At 64.3% G+C, this 20120-nt stretch carries 8 protein-coding genes and 2 pseudogenes; 7 read left to right on the top strand and 3 right to left on the bottom strand.

Annotated features, from left to right (window positions below; all coding sequences use genetic code 11):
- The first annotated feature begins 223 nt into the window (after nt 1-223).
- On the top strand, nt 224-655 hold the full coding sequence (gene rplK / locus ACZ41G_RS07190) for a 50S ribosomal protein L11 (RefSeq protein WP_015451045.1): 432 nt from the start codon (nt 224-226) through the stop codon (nt 653-655).
- A gap of 14 nt (nt 656-669) precedes the next feature.
- Entirely contained in the window at nt 670-1365 is a 696-nt protein-coding gene (gene rplA / locus ACZ41G_RS07185; protein WP_015451044.1) for a 50S ribosomal protein L1, read from the top strand.
- A 286-nt stretch (nt 1366-1651) separates the two neighbouring features.
- Here rplA and ACZ41G_RS07180 read toward each other — a convergent pair whose 3' ends face one another.
- Together ACZ41G_RS07180 and ACZ41G_RS07175 are read right to left on the bottom strand one after the other, a co-directional pair.
- Nucleotides 1652-2671 (bottom strand): PucR family transcriptional regulator, encoded by a 1020-nt coding sequence (locus tag ACZ41G_RS07180; protein ID WP_464145109.1) that lies wholly within the window; start codon nt 2669-2671, stop codon nt 1652-1654.
- A 9-nt stretch (nt 2672-2680) separates the two neighbouring features.
- Nucleotides 2681-4858, bottom strand: a complete 2178-nt coding sequence (locus tag ACZ41G_RS07175) for a DUF6020 family protein (RefSeq protein WP_464145107.1) — start codon at nt 4856-4858, stop codon at nt 2681-2683.
- Between the two features lie 234 nt (nt 4859-5092).
- On the opposite strand from ACZ41G_RS07175, the gene ACZ41G_RS07170 reads away from it, so the two are divergent.
- The gene (locus tag ACZ41G_RS07170) at nt 5093-5962 is read left to right on the top strand and encodes a biotin--[acetyl-CoA-carboxylase] ligase (protein WP_239646891.1); all 870 of its coding nucleotides are present in this window, start codon (nt 5093-5095) and stop codon (nt 5960-5962) included.
- A 190-nt stretch (nt 5963-6152) separates the two neighbouring features.
- On the opposite strand, the gene ACZ41G_RS07165 is transcribed toward ACZ41G_RS07170, so the two are convergent.
- Complete coding sequence (locus tag ACZ41G_RS07165) at nt 6153-6767, bottom strand: biotin transporter BioY (RefSeq protein WP_033506077.1); 615 nt, start codon at nt 6765-6767, stop codon at nt 6153-6155.
- A 258-nt stretch (nt 6768-7025) separates the two neighbouring features.
- On the opposite strand from ACZ41G_RS07165, the gene ACZ41G_RS07160 reads away from it, so the two are divergent.
- From ACZ41G_RS07160 to ACZ41G_RS07145, 4 genes and pseudogenes are all read left to right on the top strand, one after another.
- The gene (locus ACZ41G_RS07160) at nt 7026-8903 is read left to right on the top strand and encodes an acetyl/propionyl/methylcrotonyl-CoA carboxylase subunit alpha (RefSeq protein ID WP_464145105.1); all 1878 of its coding nucleotides are present in this window, start codon (nt 7026-7028) and stop codon (nt 8901-8903) included.
- Complete coding sequence (locus ACZ41G_RS07155; RefSeq protein WP_412170492.1) at nt 8900-10528, top strand: acyl-CoA carboxylase subunit beta; 1629 nt, start codon at nt 8900-8902, stop codon at nt 10526-10528. The genes ACZ41G_RS07160 and ACZ41G_RS07155 overlap by 4 nt, the downstream gene beginning before the upstream one ends.
- An 83-nt stretch (nt 10529-10611) precedes the next feature.
- Nucleotides 10612-16927: pseudogene (locus ACZ41G_RS07150) on the top strand (fatty acid synthase subunit beta domain-containing protein); the annotation flags it as partial.
- Nucleotides 16928-17097: 170 nt separating this feature from the next.
- A pseudogene (locus tag ACZ41G_RS07145) lies at nt 17098-20028 on the top strand (beta-ketoacyl synthase N-terminal-like domain-containing protein); the annotation flags it as partial.
- Nucleotides 20029-20120: the final 92 nt, after the last annotated feature.

Raw genomic sequence — 20120 nt, 5'->3', positions numbered from 1 at the left:
GGAGTTCTGGGTGGTGATGGTCACGGCGTAGTCGGTGTCTTCGTGCCACACCGCATCATGGGCATGGCGACACTGATGTTGTCGAGGCGAACGAGCATAATAGTGATGTTTGTGTCTGGAGGGGAGACCCGCTAGCACAGCACAGCAATGAACGTTGCGGGAGGAGACCGCGCCTCGTGCGTGGCGACCGTAACCACCGCTTCACAGAAAGAAGAACCAGACAATGGCTCCTAAGAAGAAAGTCACAGCGCTGATCAAGCTTCAGATCCAGGCTGGCAAGGCGAACCCCGCCCCGCCGCTGGGTCCGGCTCTGGGTTCGCATGGCGTCAACATCATGGACTTCTGCAAGGCCTACAACGCGGCCACGCAGGACAAGATGGGCCAGGTCGTCCCTGTTGAGATCACCGTTTACGAAGATCGTTCCTTCACCTTCGTGCTCAAGACCCCGCCGGCCGCAGCTCTGCTGAAGAAGGCCGCCGGTATCCAGAAGGGCACCGAGAACCCGCTGACCCACAAGGTCGGTACCGTCACCAAGGCTCAGGTCCGCGAAATCGCCGAGATCAAGATGCCTGATCTGTCCGCCCGCGACGTCGAGGCTGGCATGAAGATCATCGAAGGTACCGCCCGCTCCATGGGCATCACGGTCACCGACTGAGAGGAGAAGGACAGATGGCTAAGAAGCACTCCAAGAAGTACCGCGAGGCGGCCGAGAAGGTCGATCGTAACAACCTGTACACCGCTCCTGAGGCGATCGCTCTGCTCAAGAGCATGCCGAAGCGTGGTTTCGATGAGACCATCGAAGCCGTGTACCGTCTGAACGTGGATCCGCGCAAGGCCGACCAGCTCGTGCGCGGCGTCGTCAACCTGCCGAACGGCACTGGTAAGACCGCCAAGGTCCTCGTGTTCGCCCGTGGCCCGAAGGCCACCGAGGCCACCGAGGCCGGCGCCGACATCGTTGGCGATGACGATCTCGTGCAGAAGGTCCAGGACGGCTTCCTCGATTTCGACGCTGTCGTGGCTACCCCGGACATGATGGGCAAGGTCGGCCGTCTCGGCCGTATCCTCGGCCCGCGTGGCCTGATGCCGAACCCGAAGACCGGCACCGTGACTATGGACGTCACCAAGGCTGTCAAGGATATCAAGGGCGGCAAGATTGAGTTCCGTGTGGACAAGCACGGCAACCTGTCCTTCCTGATCGGCAAGATGTCCTTCGAAGAGAAGGCTCTTGACGAGAACTTCAAGGCAGTGGCCGACGAGATCAAGCGTCTCAAGCCGTCCACCGTGAAGGGCCGCTACATCACCAAGGCGACCATCACTTCCACGATGGGCCCCGGCATCCCGCTGGATACCGCGACACTCGCCTGATTTCTGGTTCCGTCCGTTATTTCGAGCCTAGGGCGGAACGAGAACGCACAAGCCCCATACATGCCGATTGCCGGTGTGCATGGGGCTTTCCCATTTTTATGGGGGCGGGTCTTTTCGGTGGGTCTTTCGTGCCCAGTTGTCAGAGCCCAGCATATTCGTGTCCAGTACTTCGCAGTCCGGCACGTCCGGGTTACTAAGGTCGGAATTGTCAGTGTCAGTTCCGAAGTTGTCAGGATGCCAATAACAAAGGATTCCCAGAAGGTGTCCGGGAAGTCAGCGGTACACCCTACAGCGTGCCGTCATCGCGCCACAAACCGGCATCGCGTAGCCGTCCGAGCGTAATCGCCGTCGAGAGCACATATGCCTCGCGTGTATCGGTTGCATCCCAACCGCAAATTTCCGTGGCCCGTTTGAGCCGGTACCGCACGGTATTTGGGTGGACACTCAGCGCCCGGGCCGTCGCATCCAGCGAAGCGCCGGAATCAAGGAAAATGCTGACCGTTTGGAGTGTCGGATCATTGGGATTGTCGCCTTTGAGCGCCTCGTAGATTGATGTGATTAGTTCGTCGCGCGCATCCTCATCGCCCATGAGGGCACGTTCCGGAAGCAGGTCCTCGCATCGCATGGGTTGCGGCACTTCGCGCGTGCAGGCGTTGAGCGCGAACAGGGCGTTGATGACGGCCCGGATGGCGCGGGACGCACCGTCGGCGTTCTGCCGGGTTGGCCCGAGACAAATCGGTTCATGCCCATCGAAACACGTTTCGGCGATATGCGCGACTTGGTCCGGGCTGGTTCCGTCATCGACGCGCACCAACGCCACCAGATTCCCGTCATGCTCGCCGATTAGACAATCCTGCGGGGTACCGTCGGCATGGGGCGGCAATCGGCTCCGAATTGATGCCGCGCACGAAGCGACATCGTGCGCCGGGGGAGTGCCGGCGACACTGCAGCAGACATAATGCGCAGGCCATCCAAGCGTATGCATCAGCGAGACGACCCGCTCGTCGTCCGTGCTTTCCGCGAGACACGCGAACACAATGGATTCGAGCAGGGTCCGGGCGTCGGCCGGGTGCGGCGACCCTGGTGCCGTTGCCGCGGTAGCATTCGATTGGTCGGCAGTTCCGGGTGCTCCGGGTGTTCCGGCGGTTTCATCTGTCGTTCCCACAACACCGGTTCCGGCAACGTCGGCCGGCCGGTCGCGTTCCAGCACATCGTCTCCCAATAGCACGGCGAGACGGGCCATCAACAGGTCAAGCAGATCCTTGCGATCGGAGTCTGACCCGGAGTGTGCAGAAACGGAAACCATAGTGCCAGCCTAGTCCCGCCCGGATTCAGTGTCACGGTGATGTCCACCCGCACTGTCCTCGGGCCCGGCGATACGCGTTTCATGGCAACCCCTGGACTCGCGCCAGTAGGTCAACGCGACGAAACAGAACACGAAAGTCAGCGGAAGCATATGGCGTTCGAAGTTGTTTGCCGGCGACGTGATCATCACGCCCATGAGCAGCAACAACGGCATATGCCACGCCAAAGTGCGCCAACGGCGGCGGACCACTTCCGCGGCGCCGAACAGCAGGGTCAAAATGACATAGAAATTGCCATGCGTGACCCATCCGAGCACGGGGATCTTGCCCCAGTCGCGCGCGAACCTCGCGACATTCTCACGCCATTGCGGCTGCCAGTCCTTGATCCATTCGGTGTTGTTCACCACGTAATCGCTGGTCACGTAATAGTCCATGGAGACATACGGCAGATCGGCTATGTCGAAATAGCCGAAGCATTCGGCGAAGAACGCATCCGCCGCGATGACCGGATTCGCCTTGACGATCTGCCACCACGCGCTGTTGAAATCAGCCATATCCTCTTTTGTGACGGAACGCCAACGATAGCTGACTTTCTTGGATTGGATCCCGGAGGATTTCACCGGGTCGGCGTCCTGCTGGAAGTAGGATTCGCCCATCTGGTCAAGGTTGAAGATCGGGGCGAGCTTGTCCGCCGCGTCCTTGGGGATGCCTTCGGGATTGCGCCGGGCAACGCGCGCGATTTGCTGCAGCTGGATGCCGCGGCTTTCAATCGGGTCGCCGTTGATGACCTTGCCGGCAGATACCAGAAGGACCAGGCCGCCATGCAGGATGACCGCCGGCAGTAGCAGGGCAACGATGTAGGTCTTCCAGCGCCCACGGTCGGCGATGAGCATAATGACCGTCTGCGCGAGGAGAATGTACCACGCGTATTTCGCGCTGATCAGCATGACGCAGGCGCTCGCGATGAATGCGGCGAGGGTACGTGCGGGCAGCCGACGGGGTGTCTCGCCGCGCTTGACGCGTGTCATATGCAGCTGGTAGGCGATGCCGAACCACCAGACGAATGCGAAGGCGAACAGCGGTGATTTCGTCAGGCTGATAGTGGAGAACACCGCGATCGGGCACAGCAGGAAGAACAGGATGATGATGGCGCGCTGCCATACGCCGGCCCGCGCGACCGCATGCGGATAATCCCCGGGTGTACTCCCTGGTTCGCTGTTCGGGACAACGGTGGCCTCGGTGTCCTTCCCGGACTCAGGTCCAAGCCACGGCAGGTTGAGGAATCGGTGCATCGTGGCCGAACAGCAGAAGACCGCGAACAGGAACTGCAACGAGGACAGCACGACATATCCTGCATCATTTGAACCGGTGAAATACCGGGATGCGGCGGCGACGGCACCGTAGAACACGGTGAGCACGAGATTGTGCTGATCCGTCAGATAGGTCGGGTCTTGCGGCCACAGGTAGTGCGCGGTCGGGTAGATATCCATCGGGACGAAGGCGAAGAACCCGGTATACGGCTGTTGCAAGCCCGTCCATTGGTTCCAAGCCCAGCTGAATTCCCGCACTTGCGAGCGGATGTCGGCGCCGAACGCGGACAGCAGGGTGACCGGCACCCACAGCCATCCGATGAACATGATGAGCGCGAGGCCGATCCAACTGCGTGTGCACCGCATGATGATGCGCGGGGTATACGTGCGGACGGCGGTCCAGCAACGTCCGACGGCATGCGCAAATCGTGTGGCTGTAAATCGCCGCCACATGCGTGCCAAGGCGTGCCAAGGCTTGCTGATGTCCCGCCGCCATCCGGTGCGACAGTAGGTTCCGATCGCTGCCGCCGCCCGACGACAAACGGAGCGAACGGATGACGGGATGGCCGCAAGCCCGCCGCCGACGCGCACCAACGCGATGAGCAGCATCAGGTAGATGGCTAGGGCGAGCAGGAAATAGATGGTGTTGACGAATCCCCAGTCGGCGATGCTGCCACCGTACCAATAGAACGGTCCGATCGCCGTGCAGAAACTCAGCCACAGGACGGCGAGGGTCGCCAGCGTCCACCGGGCGATGGCGCCGGCCTGTGCGCGGCGCGAGGAATGCCTGCCCGTCGTGGTCTTGGAACGCTTTGCCGCTTGATCGGGTTGCACGGATGGCGTGGTCGTGGCTCTCGAGGTTCGCGTGGCTTCGGTCATGTTTGAGCATTGTAGTCTGACGCAAGGAGCCGGGGCTGGGTGCAGGAGGGGTCCGCGATGGCTGCGGGCGTAGCCGTGGAGGTGGTTGTGTGAGGATTGGCTCACACGATGGCGGGTTTGGTGGGCTCGTATCCTGGCCGCCTGCCGGTTCCGCAGCCGAGGTCAATCCGCAGCTTGGGGCCACCCGGCGCGTACATCCGCGAAAAACGCGTTGTTCGGCGGTAGGCTGGTGCCATGATGACGAAACAGGGGACGGTTCCGCGCATGCCGCGGACCGAACAGGAGGCTGACCGGCTGATCGCGCTGGCCGAGGTGGATTCGACGAACACACTCGCCGGCGAGATGCTCGCCGATGGGCGAATCGGGGGCGACCCGGCGGATGACGGGAAGATCACGGTGATTGCCGCGGACTACCAGACCGGCGGCCATGGTCGTCTTGGGCGCGCGTGGGTGAACCGTCCGGGGGAGTCCTTCACGGTGTCGTTCGTCACGGTGATGCCCGCTGATGTCGTGGCTGATGATACGGTCAACGGGTGGCTGCCGACACTCGCCGGTCTCGCTTCACGCGACGCGATCCGGTCGGCGGTGTTCTCCAGCGGCGCCCGTCCGCGTCAGCAGGATTGCACGCTGGCCATCAAATGGCCGAACGACATTTTCTGCCATGGCCTGAAACTCGGCGGGATTCTGGTACAGCTCGTGCCCTTGGATGAGCATCGCACCGGCGTGATCATCGGCATCGGCATCAATCTCGCCCTGCGCGCGGAAAACCTGCCGACCCCGCAGTCCACATCCTTGCAGCTGCATGTCGACCCGCTGCCGGACGTGCAAGTGCTGCGCGACCTCATCGCGGCGGCAATCATAGCCGGCCTGCGCGACCGTATCGCCCGGTTTGTGCGTGACCGCAAGGCCTACGCAGCCCAGCTGCTTGAGGAGACCCGGCAGGTGAGTTGGACACTCGGCAGGAGGGTGGAAGCCAGGCTCGTCGGGGGTGAGACGATTGTCGGGCGTGCTATCCGCATCAATCCGGACGCCTCACTGGCAATCGTGGACGACGAGGGAGTCGAGCATACGGTGACGACCGGTGATGTCGGTGTTCTTGACTGATGGGCACTGATGACTCACTGACCGCCAGCTGAAGGCCCACCGTCCTCAACGGTGACAGATAACGAATGCACATACGCGAAAGGCCGCCGCCCCACGCAATCGGGGCGGCGGTCTTTCGTTATCGACTGGTGCAACTAGCGCGCCCAGCCGTTACTTGCCGTTATTTGACATTATCTGGCGTTCTTCGACGTCACTTGGCGTCACGGGCGATACGCGAGGACAGCCCGCTAACGGCTGCCGAGGCGACAACCGCCTTGAGCAGGTCGCCGCTGGCGAACCCGAGCGAAGCAAGCGCCACAGCGCTCAGCGGAACATGTGTGAGCATCGCCTGGATGCTCACACCGAAGGCGTACACAATCACCACGCAGCCGACCAGCGAAGCGCCGAAATATCTCGCGGCGGTCAGCCAGTAGCCACGTGCACCCGTGCCACGTGCTTTGCCCTTGAGCAGGGAGGTGACGATCACGCCCGGCAGGAAGCCGAACAGGAAGCCGGCGCTCGGGCCGACCAGCGCCAGCGTGGACATGCCGCCCGAGAACACCGGCAGTCCTGCAGCGCCAGCGAGCAGGTACAGCACGACCGCGCCGCCGGCTTCGCGCCAATCCAGGCTCAACGCGGCAAGCATCAGGACGAAGGTCTGCAAGGTGATGCCGACCGGAGTGCCGGGAATCGGGATGCGCCCGGCGGCGGCTGCAGCCCACAGCAGCAGCGCGAACAGCAGCGACATACCTGCCGAACGCAGCAGGCGGCGGACGGTGGTAGGGGCCGCGGAAGCCAGTGCGGCGGATGGTGTCTGATGTGACATGGGAATCCCTTCCTTTCATGCAACTTTCATGCAATGCCCGGTCAGGGGCGTGCTGGCCATCATTCTATGGACCCGATTGCGCCCGCCAATGTCGCCGATGTGTCCGGCCGGTTGCGACGAAAGCGCTCAATGGCGGAATACCGCCGAAAATCGCAAGCCAACTTACGGTGACGTTTGTGGAGGGTTACAAAAAGATCGCGGATTCTTTGTCGTCCATGCCCCCGCCAGACGCGATCTCGGCGGCATAGCTTGGAAAGCATGGTCAATAATGTCAGCAAACTTCTGGTGGCGAACCGCGGTGAAATCGCGCTGCGTGTCGTGCGAACCGCCCGTGAGATGGGCATCCGCACGGTCGCCGTGTACGCCGAACAGGATCGCGACGAACAGTATGTGGATATGGCGGACGAAGCCTACCTGCTGCCCGGCGACACCTACCGCGACACGTATCTCAACGAGGACCTGCTGATCGGCATTCTGCACAGGAGCGGTGCCGACGCGGTACACCCCGGTTACGGGTTCCTTTCCGAGGTGCCGTCGTTCGCGACCAAGGTCCGCGAGGTGGGTGCCGCCTGGGTGGGCCCCGACCCCAAGGCTCTGGTCGATCTGGGCGACAAGATCACCGCCCGCCGGGTCGCCGCCCGTGCGAAGGTCCCGCCCGTCCCCGGTATTTCCGAGCCGGTCAAGGATATGCGTGAGCTGCTTGATTTCGCGCAGACGCACGGCTATCCGATCATGATGAAACGCACGGACGGTGGTGGTGGCCGCGGCATCACCATCGTGCACAACGACGACGAGCTGCGCAGCTTCTACTTAAGCCATGATGCGCTCCAGGGCGGGGATCTGGACGAGTATTTCGTCGAACGGTTCATCGACAAGGCGCGGCATGTGGAAACCCAGTGTGGGCGTGACAGCCACGGCGATTTTGTCGTGTATTCGACGCGCGACTGCTCGGTGCAGCGGCGCAACCAGAAACTCATCGAGGAGGCCCCGGCCCCCTTCATGCCGCCGAAAGCGCTTGAAGCGCTGGAACGCTATTCGCGTGGCCTGTTCGAGGCGGTAGATTATGTGGGGCTCGGCACCTGCGAGTTCATGCTCACCGAACAGGGCAAGGTGTATTTCCTAGAAGTCAACCCGCGTCTGCAGGTCGAGCATACGGTCAGCGAGCAGGTGTGCGGGCTTGATCTGGTGCGTGAACAATTGACGATTGCCGCCGGCGGGCACCTGACCCGCCCGGAGAGCATCCGCGGCCATAGCTTCGAGCTGCGCATCACCTGCGAGGACCCCGCGACGAACCTGACGCCGAGCTCCGGCACACTCACCGGGCTGCAATGGCCGGCCGGACCGGGGATCCGCGTGGATTCCGGGGTTAAGGCGGGAGACACGATTTCGCCGAAGTTCGATTCTCTGATGGGCAAGCTCGTCGTCACCGCGCAGGACCGCGCGACTGCGGTCGCCCGTGTGCGTCGCGCCCTCGGCGAGCTGCATATCGAAGGCGTGCCGTCGCCGGCGAGCCTGTTCGAGCAGATTTTCAATGATCCTGAATTCACCGCCGAACAGCATCCGTTCAGCGTATCCACCAAATGGCTGGAACGCAAGTATCTCAACCGCGAACCCGCGGCCGCAGGTGCCGGACAACCCGCATCCGTGGCTGGAGGGGCCGGGGGGAAGGCCGTTGCCAGCGATTCCTTCGTCATCGAAGTCAATGACAAGCGCGTCAAACTCACTGTCCCCCTGACGATTGTCGACGGGCTGACGGGTGCCGCCCGCGCACGGTCCGCACGACGCGCCACCCAGCCGTTGCGCGGTCAAGGATTGCATGATATCGGCAAGCCGAAGGTGGATGACGGCGCGAAAAGCGGCATCATCTCCTCGCCGATGCAGGCAATCGTCACCCGCGTCAACGTGGCGGAAGGTCAGAGCGTCTCCAAGGGCGACCTGTTGGTCGTGCTCGAATCCATGAAGATGGAGAACTACGTGTACGCGCCGATTAACGGTACGGTCAAGAAGATTTGCGTCGGCCCGGCGGATGGTATCGAAGGCGGGCAGACGCTTGTCGAGCTCGACATCCATGCGGCCGAAGGCGCACAGGCATCCGGGACATCGACGGACAAGGATGCGGAAGGAGACCGGCAATGAGTAGCACACTGACCGCAGCGCAGACAACCACGGCACCGGCGGACTCCACGGCACTTGCGGACTCCACGGCGCATGACGCGACTCAGCCGATCCGCCCCGCCGTGGGACGAGCCGCCGAACTCGCGCGTGCCGCCGAGGAGCACGCCCGCGAACGCCAGCATGCCAAAGGCAAAGGCACGGCCCGCGAACGCCTCGACCTGCTGTTCGACGCCGACAGCTTCCAGGAAATCGGCCGTTTCGTCGGCGGCGATATCAACAAGGGGGTTGCCGGTTCGGCCGTCATCACCGGGTTCGGCAAAGTGTACGGGCGCACGGTCGCCGTGTACGCGCAGGACTTCTCGGTGCGCGGCGGCACGCTCGGCGTGGCCGAAGGTGAGAAGATCTGCCACCTCATGGATATGGCCATCAGCCTCAAAGTGCCGATTGTCGCGTTGATCGACTCCGGCGGCGCGCGTATCCAGGAGGGGGTCGCGGCGCTCAGCCAATACGGGCGGATTTTCAAGAAGACCTGCGAGGCGAGCGGTTTTGTCCCGCAGATCTCCATCATCCTCGGCCCGTGCGCGGGCGGCGCCGTGTACTGCCCGGCGTTGACCGACCTGATCATCATGACGCGTGAGAACTCCGACATGTTCGTCACCGGGCCGAACGTCGTCAAGGCGTCCACTGGCGAGACAATCAGCATGGCGGATCTGGGCGGCGGCTACGTGCACAACGTGGTCTCCGGTGTCGCGCATTATCTCGGAGAAGACGAGGCCGATGCGATTGACTACGCGCGCACGGTGCTCGCCTACCTGCCGTCGAACTGCCAGTGTGAGCCGCCGGTATTCGCCTACGCGTCCACGCACGCCGACCAGGCGGCAGCCTCGCGCGTCGCCTCCATCGTGCCGGATAATGATCGTCAGCCCTACGACATGCTCGATGTCATCCACGGCATCGTCGATTATGGCGAATTCGTCCAAGTGCAGGAACTGTACGCGAAATCCGCGGTCGTCGGCTTCGCCTGCATCGAAGGCCACCCGGTCGGTGTGGTCGCCAACCAGCCGAACGCGCTCGCCGGCATCCTCGACGTGGAATCCTCTGAGAAAGTCGCGCGTTTCGTGCGCCTATGTGACGCGTTCAACCTGCCGGTCATCACCCTCGTGGACACCCCCGGATACAAGCCGGGCAGCGACCAGGAGCATGTGGGCATCATCCGCCGCGGCGCGAAAGTGATTTACGCGTATGCGAACGCGCAGGTGCCGATGGTGACGGTGATCCTGCGCAAGGCCTTCGGCGGCGCCTACATCGTCATGGGCTCCAAGGCGATTGGCGCGGACGTTAACCTCGCTTGGCCGTCCAGCCAGATCGCGGTGCTCGGCGCCCAAGGCGCGGTCAACATCATTCATCGCAAGGATCTGCAGAAAGCCAAGGAACGCGGGCAGGACGTGGAAGCGCTGCGTGCGAAGTACGTGGCCGACTATGAGGCTACGACCGTCAACGCGAACCTTGCGATGGAAACCGGGCAGATTGACGCGATGATCGACCCCGAGCAGACAAGGGAGGCAATCGCCGGAGCCCTGCGCACGCTCGCCGGCAAACGCCGCCACCGGCCGGTCGACAAGCATCACGGCAACCAGCCGATGTAAGCGCTTCCGGCAACGCTTCCGACAACGTCAACCACACCAATCAACAACACACGAATCGAATGGAAACCAGCAAAGGAACAATAATGACCAGTACCACACCTTTCTTGTCCAGGCTTGTTAACGAGCCGCACGCCGTGGTGTTCGGCGGACAGTCCACGCCGTGGACCGCAGCGCTCGCCGACGCGATGGACGACCCGACCCTAGCCGCGGATCTGCATGCCCGGGTGCTCGCCGCCGACCGCCTGCTGACCCCGGTGGCCGCCGACCTGCTCGCGGTGACCGGACACCCGACCGACATCTTCGGATTCGAGCCGTCCGGCGCCTCGCTCGGAGCCGCAGCGGATGCGTCCGTGAGCGTCGAAGGCATTGCGCTCACCCAGCTTGCAGCGATTATCGACGCCGTGCATCTGGGATACAACCCCGCTTCGAAGCCGGTGGCGCTGCTCGGGCATTCGCAGGGCATCATTGGCGTGCATATGGCCCGCGAACTGCAGCGTGCCGGCTCGCTCGAAGCCGCGCAGGAGCCGATTGACGAAATCCTCGCCGTGGCCCGACTGATCGGCGTCGCCGGCACCCGTCAGGCGCGGCTGCTCGGCCTGCACGCCAAACTCGAAGGCGCAACCCCGATGCTGTCGGTCAAGGGCGCCAACCGCGAGCAGACCGAAACCCTGATCGCGCGCATCCCCGCCACCCGCGGGCCAATCTCCATCGCCGTCGAAAACGCCCCCGACCATCAGGTTCTGTCTGGATACCCGGAGGATCTGGCGCTCTTCGCGCTCGCCGCGGGCAAGGAACACCGCAAGCAGGCGCGTCTGCGCGAGCAGAAGGTGCGCGGCGGCTCGGTGTTCGACCCGACGCTCGAATACCTTGACGTGACGTTGCCGTTCCATTCCCCGCTGATGGCCGATGCCGTCGACCAGACGGTCGCCTGGGCGCAGGCGTGCGGTTTCGATGGGCTGCGCGCTCGCGAACTCGCCGAGGAAGTGCTTATCAACCATGTGGATTGGACAGGCCGCGTGCACAAGCTGCTTGAGTCCACGGATCCGTCCGCATTGTGGATCGTTGATATGGGTCCGGGCACCACTGCCGGCAAGCTGGTCGCCGCACTCGCCCAAGGCAGCGGCGCTGGTGTGGTCGAGGCAGCAAGCACCGCCGACCGCGCCGCGCTGTCCACGCTGACGGGCGACCCCGAACGCCTACAGAATTGGAAGGCGTACCGTCCGCGCGTCATCCACACGCCCGCCGGTGACCGAATCGGCACGAAATTCAGCGAACTGACCGGCAAACCGCCGATCCTGCTGGCCGGCATGACCCCGACCACCGTGGACCCGCAGATTGTCGCGGCCGCGGCGAACGCCGGATACTGGGCCGAACTCGCCGGCGGCGGCCAGGTGACCGCCGAGGTGCTTGACCGGCATCTGGCCGAGCTCGAGGACGAACTCGAAGAAGGCCGCACGGTCGAATTCAATGCGATGTTCATGGACCGCTACCTGTGGAACCTCCAGTTCGGCACGCAGCGTCTGGTGCCGAAGAAACGCGCGTCCGGCGCCCCGATCGACGGCGTGGTCGTCTCCGCCGGCATCCCGGAGTTCGACGAAGCCAAGCAGCTCATCGCGTCCCTGCGCGCCGACGGCCTGCCGTATGTGGCGTTCAAGCCGGGCACGATCGACCAGATCCGCCAGGTGGTACGTATCGCCAAAGCGGTCGCCCCGGTCACCATCATCGCCGAGGTCGAAGGCGGTTCCGCCGGCGGCCACCATTCTTGGGAATCGTTGGACGACCTGCTGCTCAACACCTATGCCGACGTGCGTGGCTGCGAGAACCTCGTGCTGGTCGCCGGCGGCGGCATTGGCACGCCGCAACGCGCCGCGGACTACATCTCCGGCCAATGGTCCCGCGCTTACGGGGAGCCGGATATGCCGGTGGACGGCGTGCTTGTCGGCACCGCCGTCATGACCGCCAAGGAGGCGCATACCAGCCCGCAAGTCAAGCGCATGCTCGTCGAAACCCCCGGCATCACGCTCGAACAGGGCGGTGACGACCCATTCGCCCCGCGCGGCGAACGCTGGGTGCCGTCCGGTAAGGTGGTCGGCGGGGTGAGCTCCGGCTTGAGCCATCTGCACGCCGATATCTACGAATTGGAGAATTCGTCCGCGCGCTGCGGCCGTCTGCTGGTCGAGATGATGAAGCACCCCGAGCAGATCGAGCCTCGCCGCGCCGAAATCATCGACGCGCTCGACAAGACCGCGAAACCGTATTTCGGCGACGTCGCTTCGATGACCTACCGCCAGTGGGCACAACGGTTCGCTGATCTGTCCTTCCCATGGGCCGACCCGACCTATGCGGACCGCTACCTGCACCTGCTGCAGCGCATCGAAGCCCGCGTGCGCGATCAGGAGTCCGGCGAATTCACACCGTTGTTCGCCGTGCGCGCCGGTGTGGAAGCCGACCCGCAACAGGCGTTGAACCAGCTCGGGGAGTGCTACCCCCAGATCGACACGCTTGAAGTTGAGCCGACCGACGCCGCATGGTTCATCACCTTGGTCAACGAATACCCCAAGCCAATGCCGTTCGTCCCGGTGATCGACAACGACCTGCTGCGTTGGTGGGGACGCGACCAGCTGTGGCAGTCCGAGGATCCGCGCTACAGTGCGGACGCCGTGCGCATCATCCCCGGCCCGATCTCGGTGGCCGGCATTACGACCGTCGACGAATCGGTGGCTGATATTCTCGGCCGCTTCGAACACGCCGCGCTGGAACGCACCCAAGCCCAGGCCGCACAGGCGGATGAACCGGCTGCGGACGCGCTCGGCACGCTCGCCGGAGCCACCGACGTGCAGGCCTATGTGCGCAGCTGCCCGAATATCTCCTGGATCGGCCATGTGACCAGCAATCCCGCGTACGGCACGGCTGCGGACGATACGAACTACCGCATCGAACAGGTCGGCGCGGATGGCGACAAGACCCTGCTCGACCTTGACATTCACCTCGACACCTTCTGGGACAAGGATCCCGACGGCGGGCTCGGCAAGCATGCGGTGCGCGACATCGTGATTCCGCTCATCGTGGGCGGCGCGGATCGCGGCCGTCTGCCGGTCGTTGACCGCGATCGCCTGCCCGAGCACGTGTACGCGATGCTCGCCGCGGTCGCCGGCATTGGTAACACCGCAATCACCGGTGACAGGCTCGTCGCGATGCCTGAAATCACGCCATCGGATGACACTGAGCGCTACCCCTTCGGCCTGGCACATGCGCAGTACACGCTGTCTGCGAATCTCGGCGTTGACCATGAGGCTGCGACCGCCGGAATCCTGCTGGAAGGCCTCAACGCCTCGCGTATCGCCCCCGACGCGCTGGTCGGCCCGGCGTGGCCGGCGATTTACGCGGCACTCGGCTCGGTGAGCGTCGACGGCTATCCGGTTATCGAAGGCCTACTCAACGCAGTTCATCTCGACCATCTCATCGAACTGCAAGTGCCTGAACGCGAGCTGCTGCGCCATACCGGCGAGCAGGTCAGCCTGACCAGCTGGGCGGATCCGTACGCCGAATCCGCCTCCGGCCGCGTGGTTACCATCCATGTGACGCATACCGCCGCCGATGGCACGGTGCTTGCGCATGAGACCGAGCGCTTCGCGATCCGCGGCCGCGCCTACAGCGACGAGCTGCCTGTCGAAGCCCCCGATTACGGCGAATATCTCACTTATCGGGACAATCCGTCTCACAACCCGAACGAGGATGACGCCAAAGAACAGGCCGGCGAACTCACCGAGCCGACCTCGCGTCGTTTGCTGCGCCGCGTCACTGTCCGCGCCCCGCACGAGATGACCGCTTTCGCCCGTACTTCCGGCGATTTCAACCCGATTCACACTTCCGTGCGCGGCGCCGCAATCAGCGGCCTCGACGCCCCGCTCGTGCATGGCATGTGGCTGTCCGCCACCGCCCAGCATGTGGTGCAGGCGGCGGATGACAAGGGCATGCACTACGAAATCGCCGGCTGGACCTACAACATGTACGGCATGGTCCAACTGGACGACCAAGTGGAAATCACCGTCGAACGCGTCGGCCATATCCGCCATGGCGGCCTGCTGCTCGAAGTCACCTGCCGCATCGACGGCCAGCTCGTCTCGCGCGGCACCGCCGCAACCCGCCCGCCGGTGTCCGCCTTCGTCTACCCAGGCCAGGGCATCCAGAAGCAGGGCATGGTCCTGGACGAACGCGCGAAATCCCCGGCCGCCCGCAAGGTGTGGGAGCGTGCCGACGCCTTGACCCGCGGCAAGCTCGGATTCTCGATCCTCGCCGTCGTGCGTGACAACCCGAAGGAGCTCACCGCCAACGGCATCACCTACCGGCACCCCGACGGGCTGCTCAATCTCACCCAGTTCACGCAGGTCGCGCTCGCCACGGTCGCGTTCGCCCAGACCGCACGTCTGCGCGAAGCCGGCTGCGACCTGTGGCCGTCCTACTTCGCCGGCCATTCGCTCGGCGAGTACAACGCGCTGAGCTCCTTCGCCGGTATCATCCCGCTGGAAACCGTGCTTGAGCTCGTGTTCCACCGCGGCTCCACCATGCACCATCTCATCGAACGCGACGAACAGGGGCGTTCCAACTACCGGATGGGCGCGCTGCGGCCGAACCAGTTCGGCGTCGGCGATGACGGCGTCGAAGAGTACGTCGAGAGCATCGCCAAGCAGTCCGGCGAGTTCCTGCAGATTGTCAACTACAACCTCGCCGGCCAGCAGTACGCGATTGCCGGTACGATTGCCGGACTCAAGGCTTTGAAGGCGGATGCGGCCCGCCGCGTGGCGGAATACGGTGGCAAACCGGCCTTCATGCTCGTGCCCGGCATCGACGTGCCGTTCCATTCAAGGCTGCTGCGCAAGGGCGTGCCCGAATTCCGCGACAAGCTGGACGCGCTGCTGCCGCAGTACATCGATTACCAGCGTCTGGTCGGCCGGTACATCCCGAACCTTGTGGCAGTACCGTTCGAGATGACGCGTGATTTCGCGCGCAAGATTCTCGACGTCGTGCCGTCCGAACGCATCAAGGATGCGCTCGACGACCCGAAGGTGTGGGATTCTTACGCAGCCGACGAGCAGAAGCTCGGCAGACTGCTGCTCACCGAGCTGCTGTCCTGGCAGTTCGCCAGCCCGGTGCGTTGGATTGAGACGCAGGACCTCATGTTCCGCGCTACTGCGCATGACGGGCTCGGCGTTGAGGAATACGTCGAGGTCGGTCTGGGCAACGCCCCGACGCTCGCAAACCTCGGCACGAAGACCTTGCGCCTGCCGCAGTACACCGGCCGCCATGTGACCGTGTACAACGTGGGGCGTGATGAGGGTCGCATCTACATGACCGACACTGATCCGCTCGTCGAAACCGACACCGAGGAGGACAGCGCCGCTCCGGTGACCGCCCCGGCTGCTGCTCCGGCTGCTCCGGCAGCGCAAGCCGCCGCTCCTGCCGCTCCTGCCGCTGTTGCGCCCGCCCCGGCTCCTGCGGCCCCTGCTGCCGCATCCGGCGAACGTCCAGCTGATCTGCCATTCCATGCCTCCGACGCAATCGCCGCGCTGCTCGCCTACGCGGGCAAGATCCGCCCCGACCAGATCGGCGACAACGACACGACCGACACGCTCACCAACGGCGTCTCCTCGCGCCGCAACCAGCTGCTTATGGATATCAGCTCCGAACTCGGCGTGGCCAGCGTCGATGGCGCCGCCGAAGCGCCGGTCTCCGCGCTGAGCAAGCTGGTTGACAACGTCGCCCCGAATTACAAGCCCTTCGGCCAGGTCTTTGGCGATATCGTGCGCGACCGCATCCGCCATCTGTTCGGTGCGGCCGGCATCAAGCAGGCCCAGGTAGAACAGCGGATGACCAATACGTGGCAGCTCGGCGAAGGCTGGGCATCCCATGTGCTCGTCGCGCTCGTGCTCGGCACGCGTGACGGGGCGTCCTCGCGTGGCGGGGATCTGGCGACGCTCGGTACCGAAGCCGCCCAGAGCCAAGCCGCCGCCAACGCGCTTATCGATGCCGCTGTCCAGCAGGTGGCCACAAGCCGCAATATCACGGTCGCGCTGCCGTCCGCTTCTGGCGCCGCCTCGGGTGCGGTGGTCGATTCCGCCGCGCTTGACGCCTTCGCCCAGCAGGTCACCGGTTCCACTGGCGTGCTCGCATCCACCGCCCGTTACGTGCTCGACCGGCTCGGCCTGAACACTCCGGCCGCCCAGCCTGAAGATGACGACGATGAGGCGGTTGTCCAAACCGTCGCTGCGGAACTCGGCGTTGATTGGCCCAAGCAGGTCGAACCGCGCTTCGATGCCCGCAAGGCTATCGAATTCGACGACCGCTGGGCTTCTGCCCGTGAGGACCTCGCCCGCCTGTACTACAACGACGATCGGTCGGTCGCGGAGCTGGACTTCACCGGCGCCGGAGACGCGGTCTGCAAGCAGGCCAAGTGGTTCGCCGCCAAGGCCGAGCAGGAGGATCGCCGCGACCTCGCCGCGATCTTCGATACCATCGCCACCCAGGCGCTTGCTGATCCGAAGGCAGACCCTGCGGCATCCCGCTTCGCCGGTGATATCGCCGTCGTCACGGGCGTCGCCCCGCGCTCCATCGCCGCCCAGGTTGTGTGCGGCCTGCTGGCCGGGGGTGCGACTGTCGTCGCCACCTCGCACAGCTTCAAGCCGTCCGTCAAGCAGTGGGCGAAGCAAGCATACCGCGCGCATGCTGCCGCGGGAGCCCGTCTGTGGTTTGTCCCCGCGAACCTGTCCAGCTACCGTGATGTCGATGCGTTGGTTGACTGGGTCGGCCACGAGCAGAAGAAGACCTCTGGAGCCACGACCACGGTGATCAAACCCGCGTACGAGCCCACGTTGTTCTTCCCGTTCGCCGCTCCGCCGGTTCACGGCACCATGGCAGACTCCGGTGAACTGTTCGAGTCGCAGGCGCGCCTCATGCTGTGGGGCGTGGAACGCGCGATCACCGGATTCGCGGCCATCGGCTCGGACACCGACGTGCAGCACCGGCTCCACGTGATTCTGCCCGGCTCCCCGAACCGCGGTATTTTCGGCGGCGACGGCGCTTACGGCGAAGTCAAGAGCGCTTTCGATGCGATCGTCAACCGTGCACACGCCGAACGCGTATGGTCCGGCCGTGTCACCTTCGCCCATCCGAAGATTGGCTGGGTGCGGGGAACCGGCCTGATGGGCGGCAACGACCCGCTCGTCGAGGTGGTCGAACGCCACGGGCTGAAGACCTACTCGACCGCGCAGATCGCCGTCAAACTGCTCGACCTGTCCACGAAGGAAGCCCGTGAACAAGCCAAGAAGGCGCCGCTCGACGTGGATCTGACCGGTGGCCTGGGCAGTGAGCCCATCGATATCAGCGCCCTGCGCCGCGAGGCCATGGAAGACGCGAAACGCGCCGAATCGCAAGCCGCCGACGCTTCCAAGGACACGGCAGCCGCCCCTGCGGCCACCATCAAGGCCCTTCCGACGCCGCGCGTGCCCCGCCAGCCCGACATTGATTTGAAGGATTGGACCAACGTCACCGTGCGCCCTGAAGATGAGATCGTGATCGTCTCCGTCGGTGAACTCGGCCCGTGGGGCTCCGGACGTACCCGCGCCCAGGCGGAGCTCGGCATCCACGCCGACGGCAGTGTCGACCTGTCCGCAGGCGCTGTGCTCGAGCTCGCGTGGAATATGGGCCTGCTCACGTGGCAGGATAGCCCGAAAGCCGGCTGGTATGACACTGACGGCAACCTGGTCCCCGAGGAAGATATCGCCGAGCGCTACCATGACGAAGTCGTGGCGCGAAGCGGCATCAGGCCCTTCGAGGACGGCATGGGCTCCAACTATCTGCGTGACGGCGAAACCGGCGGCAACGACGAGGAGGAGGCTGAGATCTTCCTCGACCACGACGTCGAATTCTCCGTGCCCACCGAGGACATGGCCCGTGAATACGTCAAGCTTGACGAAGCACACACCAGCATCCGTGAGGATACCGAAGCCGGAGAATGGGTGGTCACCCGTCATGCCGGCTCGATGATCCGTGTGCCTCGCCGCGCGGCGATGACCCGCACGGTCGGCGGCCAGTTCCCGAAGGGCTTCGACCCGCTCAAGTGGGGCATCCCCGCTTCGATGGTCGGCGCTGTCGACCCGATCGCCCTGTGGAACATCGTCACCACGGTGGACGCCTACCTGTCGGCCGGCTTCACGCCGACGGAGATTTTGCAGGCCGTGCACCCCTCCATGGTCGCGGACACACAAGGTACCGGCTTCGGCGGCATGCAATCGATGCGCAAGCTGTACCTTGACCGCTTCCTCAACCATGAGATCCCGACCGACATCCTCCAGGAGGCGCTGCCCAACGTGGTCGCCGCCCATGTGATGCAGTCGTATGTCGGCGGATACGGCAATATCATCCAGCCGGTCTCCGCCTGCGCGACCGCCGCGGTCTCCGTCGAAGAGGGTGCTGACAAGATTTCCCTCGGCAAGGCCGATTTCGTGGTCGCCGGCGCAATCGACGACATCGGCGTCGAATCCGTCATCGGTTTCGGCAACATGAACGCCACCGCCAACGCCCAGGAAATGTACGCCAAAGGCATCGACGCACGCTTCTTCTCCCGCGCGAACGACCGTCGTCGCGGCGGCTTCGTCGAGTCGCAGGGCGGCGGCACGATTCTGCTGACGCGCGGCGATATCGCGTTGAAGCTCGGCCTGCCGGTCGCGGGCGTCGTCGGATTCATCCACTCCTATGCGGATGGCGCGCACGCCTCAATCCCGGCTCCGGGTCTTGGTGCGCTCGCCGCCGGCATGGGTGGCCGCGATTCCAAGCTCGTGCATGATTTGGCGCGGCTCGGTGTCACTCCGGACGATATCGCCGTGGTCTCCAAGCACGACACGTCCACGAACGCGAACGACCCGAACGAGTCCGAGCTGCACAACACGCTCGCGCACGCCATCGGCCGCACCGAAGGCAACCCGCTGCTCGTCATCTCCCAGAAGAGCCTGACGGGCCACGCGAAGGGCGGCGCCTGCGTGTTCCAGATCAACGGCCTGACCCAGCTGTTCCGCACGGGCATCGTCCCGGCGAACGCTGCGCTCGACTGCGTCGATCCGAAGCTCAAGCGTGACGATTTCATGGTCTGGCCGACCAGCCCGATCAAGGTCGGTCCGGTCAAGGCGGCACTGGCGACATCCCTTGGCTTCGGCCATGTCGGCGGTTTCGTGGCGATCGTGAGCCCCGGCGCCTTCGAGGCTGCGGTCGCGCACACCGCGGGCGATGAGACGCTCCAAGCGTGGCGCAAGCGCGCGAACAGCCGTCTGGCCGCCGGCCACCGTCGTCTGGAAGAAGGCATGATGGGCCATGCCGCGCTCTACGAGCCCATCGACGAGCGTCACTTCCACAAGGACGGCCACGGCTATGACGCGCATGAAGTCGAGAAAGCCATGCTGCTCGATCCGAACGCCCGTTTGGGGGCCGACGGATACTATGAGGTCTGACCTACGCATGAGGCCGGATTGTCCTGACAGTCCGGCCCGCCCGGCGCGTTGATTCCTGCTGCGTCCGCCGACACTGAGCGATTCCTCAGAGT

The sequence above is a fragment of the Bifidobacterium porcinum genome (genome assembly GCF_055378475.1).
Note: the sequence above shows the minus strand (reverse complement) of the source record. Positions and strands in the feature narration are given on the sequence as shown.

Excerpts from the sequence above, each read along its gene's own strand:
- rplK (WP_015451045.1), top strand. The coding sequence starts at position 224 with ATGGCTCCTAAGAAGAAAGTCACAGCGCTGATCAAGCTTCAGATCCAG.
- rplA (WP_015451044.1), top strand. The coding sequence starts at position 670 with ATGGCTAAGAAGCACTCCAAGAAGTACCGCGAGGCGGCCGAGAAGGTC.
- ACZ41G_RS07180 (WP_464145109.1), bottom strand. The coding sequence starts at position 2,671 with ATGGTTTCCGTTTCTGCACACTCCGGGTCAGACTCCGATCGCAAGGAT.
- ACZ41G_RS07175 (WP_464145107.1), bottom strand. The coding sequence starts at position 4,858 with ATGACCGAAGCCACGCGAACCTCGAGAGCCACGACCACGCCATCCGTG.
- ACZ41G_RS07170 (WP_239646891.1), top strand. The coding sequence starts at position 5,093 with ATGATGACGAAACAGGGGACGGTTCCGCGCATGCCGCGGACCGAACAG.
- ACZ41G_RS07165 (WP_033506077.1), bottom strand. The coding sequence starts at position 6,767 with ATGTCACATCAGACACCATCCGCCGCACTGGCTTCCGCGGCCCCTACC.
- ACZ41G_RS07160 (WP_464145105.1), top strand. The coding sequence starts at position 7,026 with ATGGTCAATAATGTCAGCAAACTTCTGGTGGCGAACCGCGGTGAAATC.
- ACZ41G_RS07155 (WP_412170492.1), top strand. The coding sequence starts at position 8,900 with ATGAGTAGCACACTGACCGCAGCGCAGACAACCACGGCACCGGCGGAC.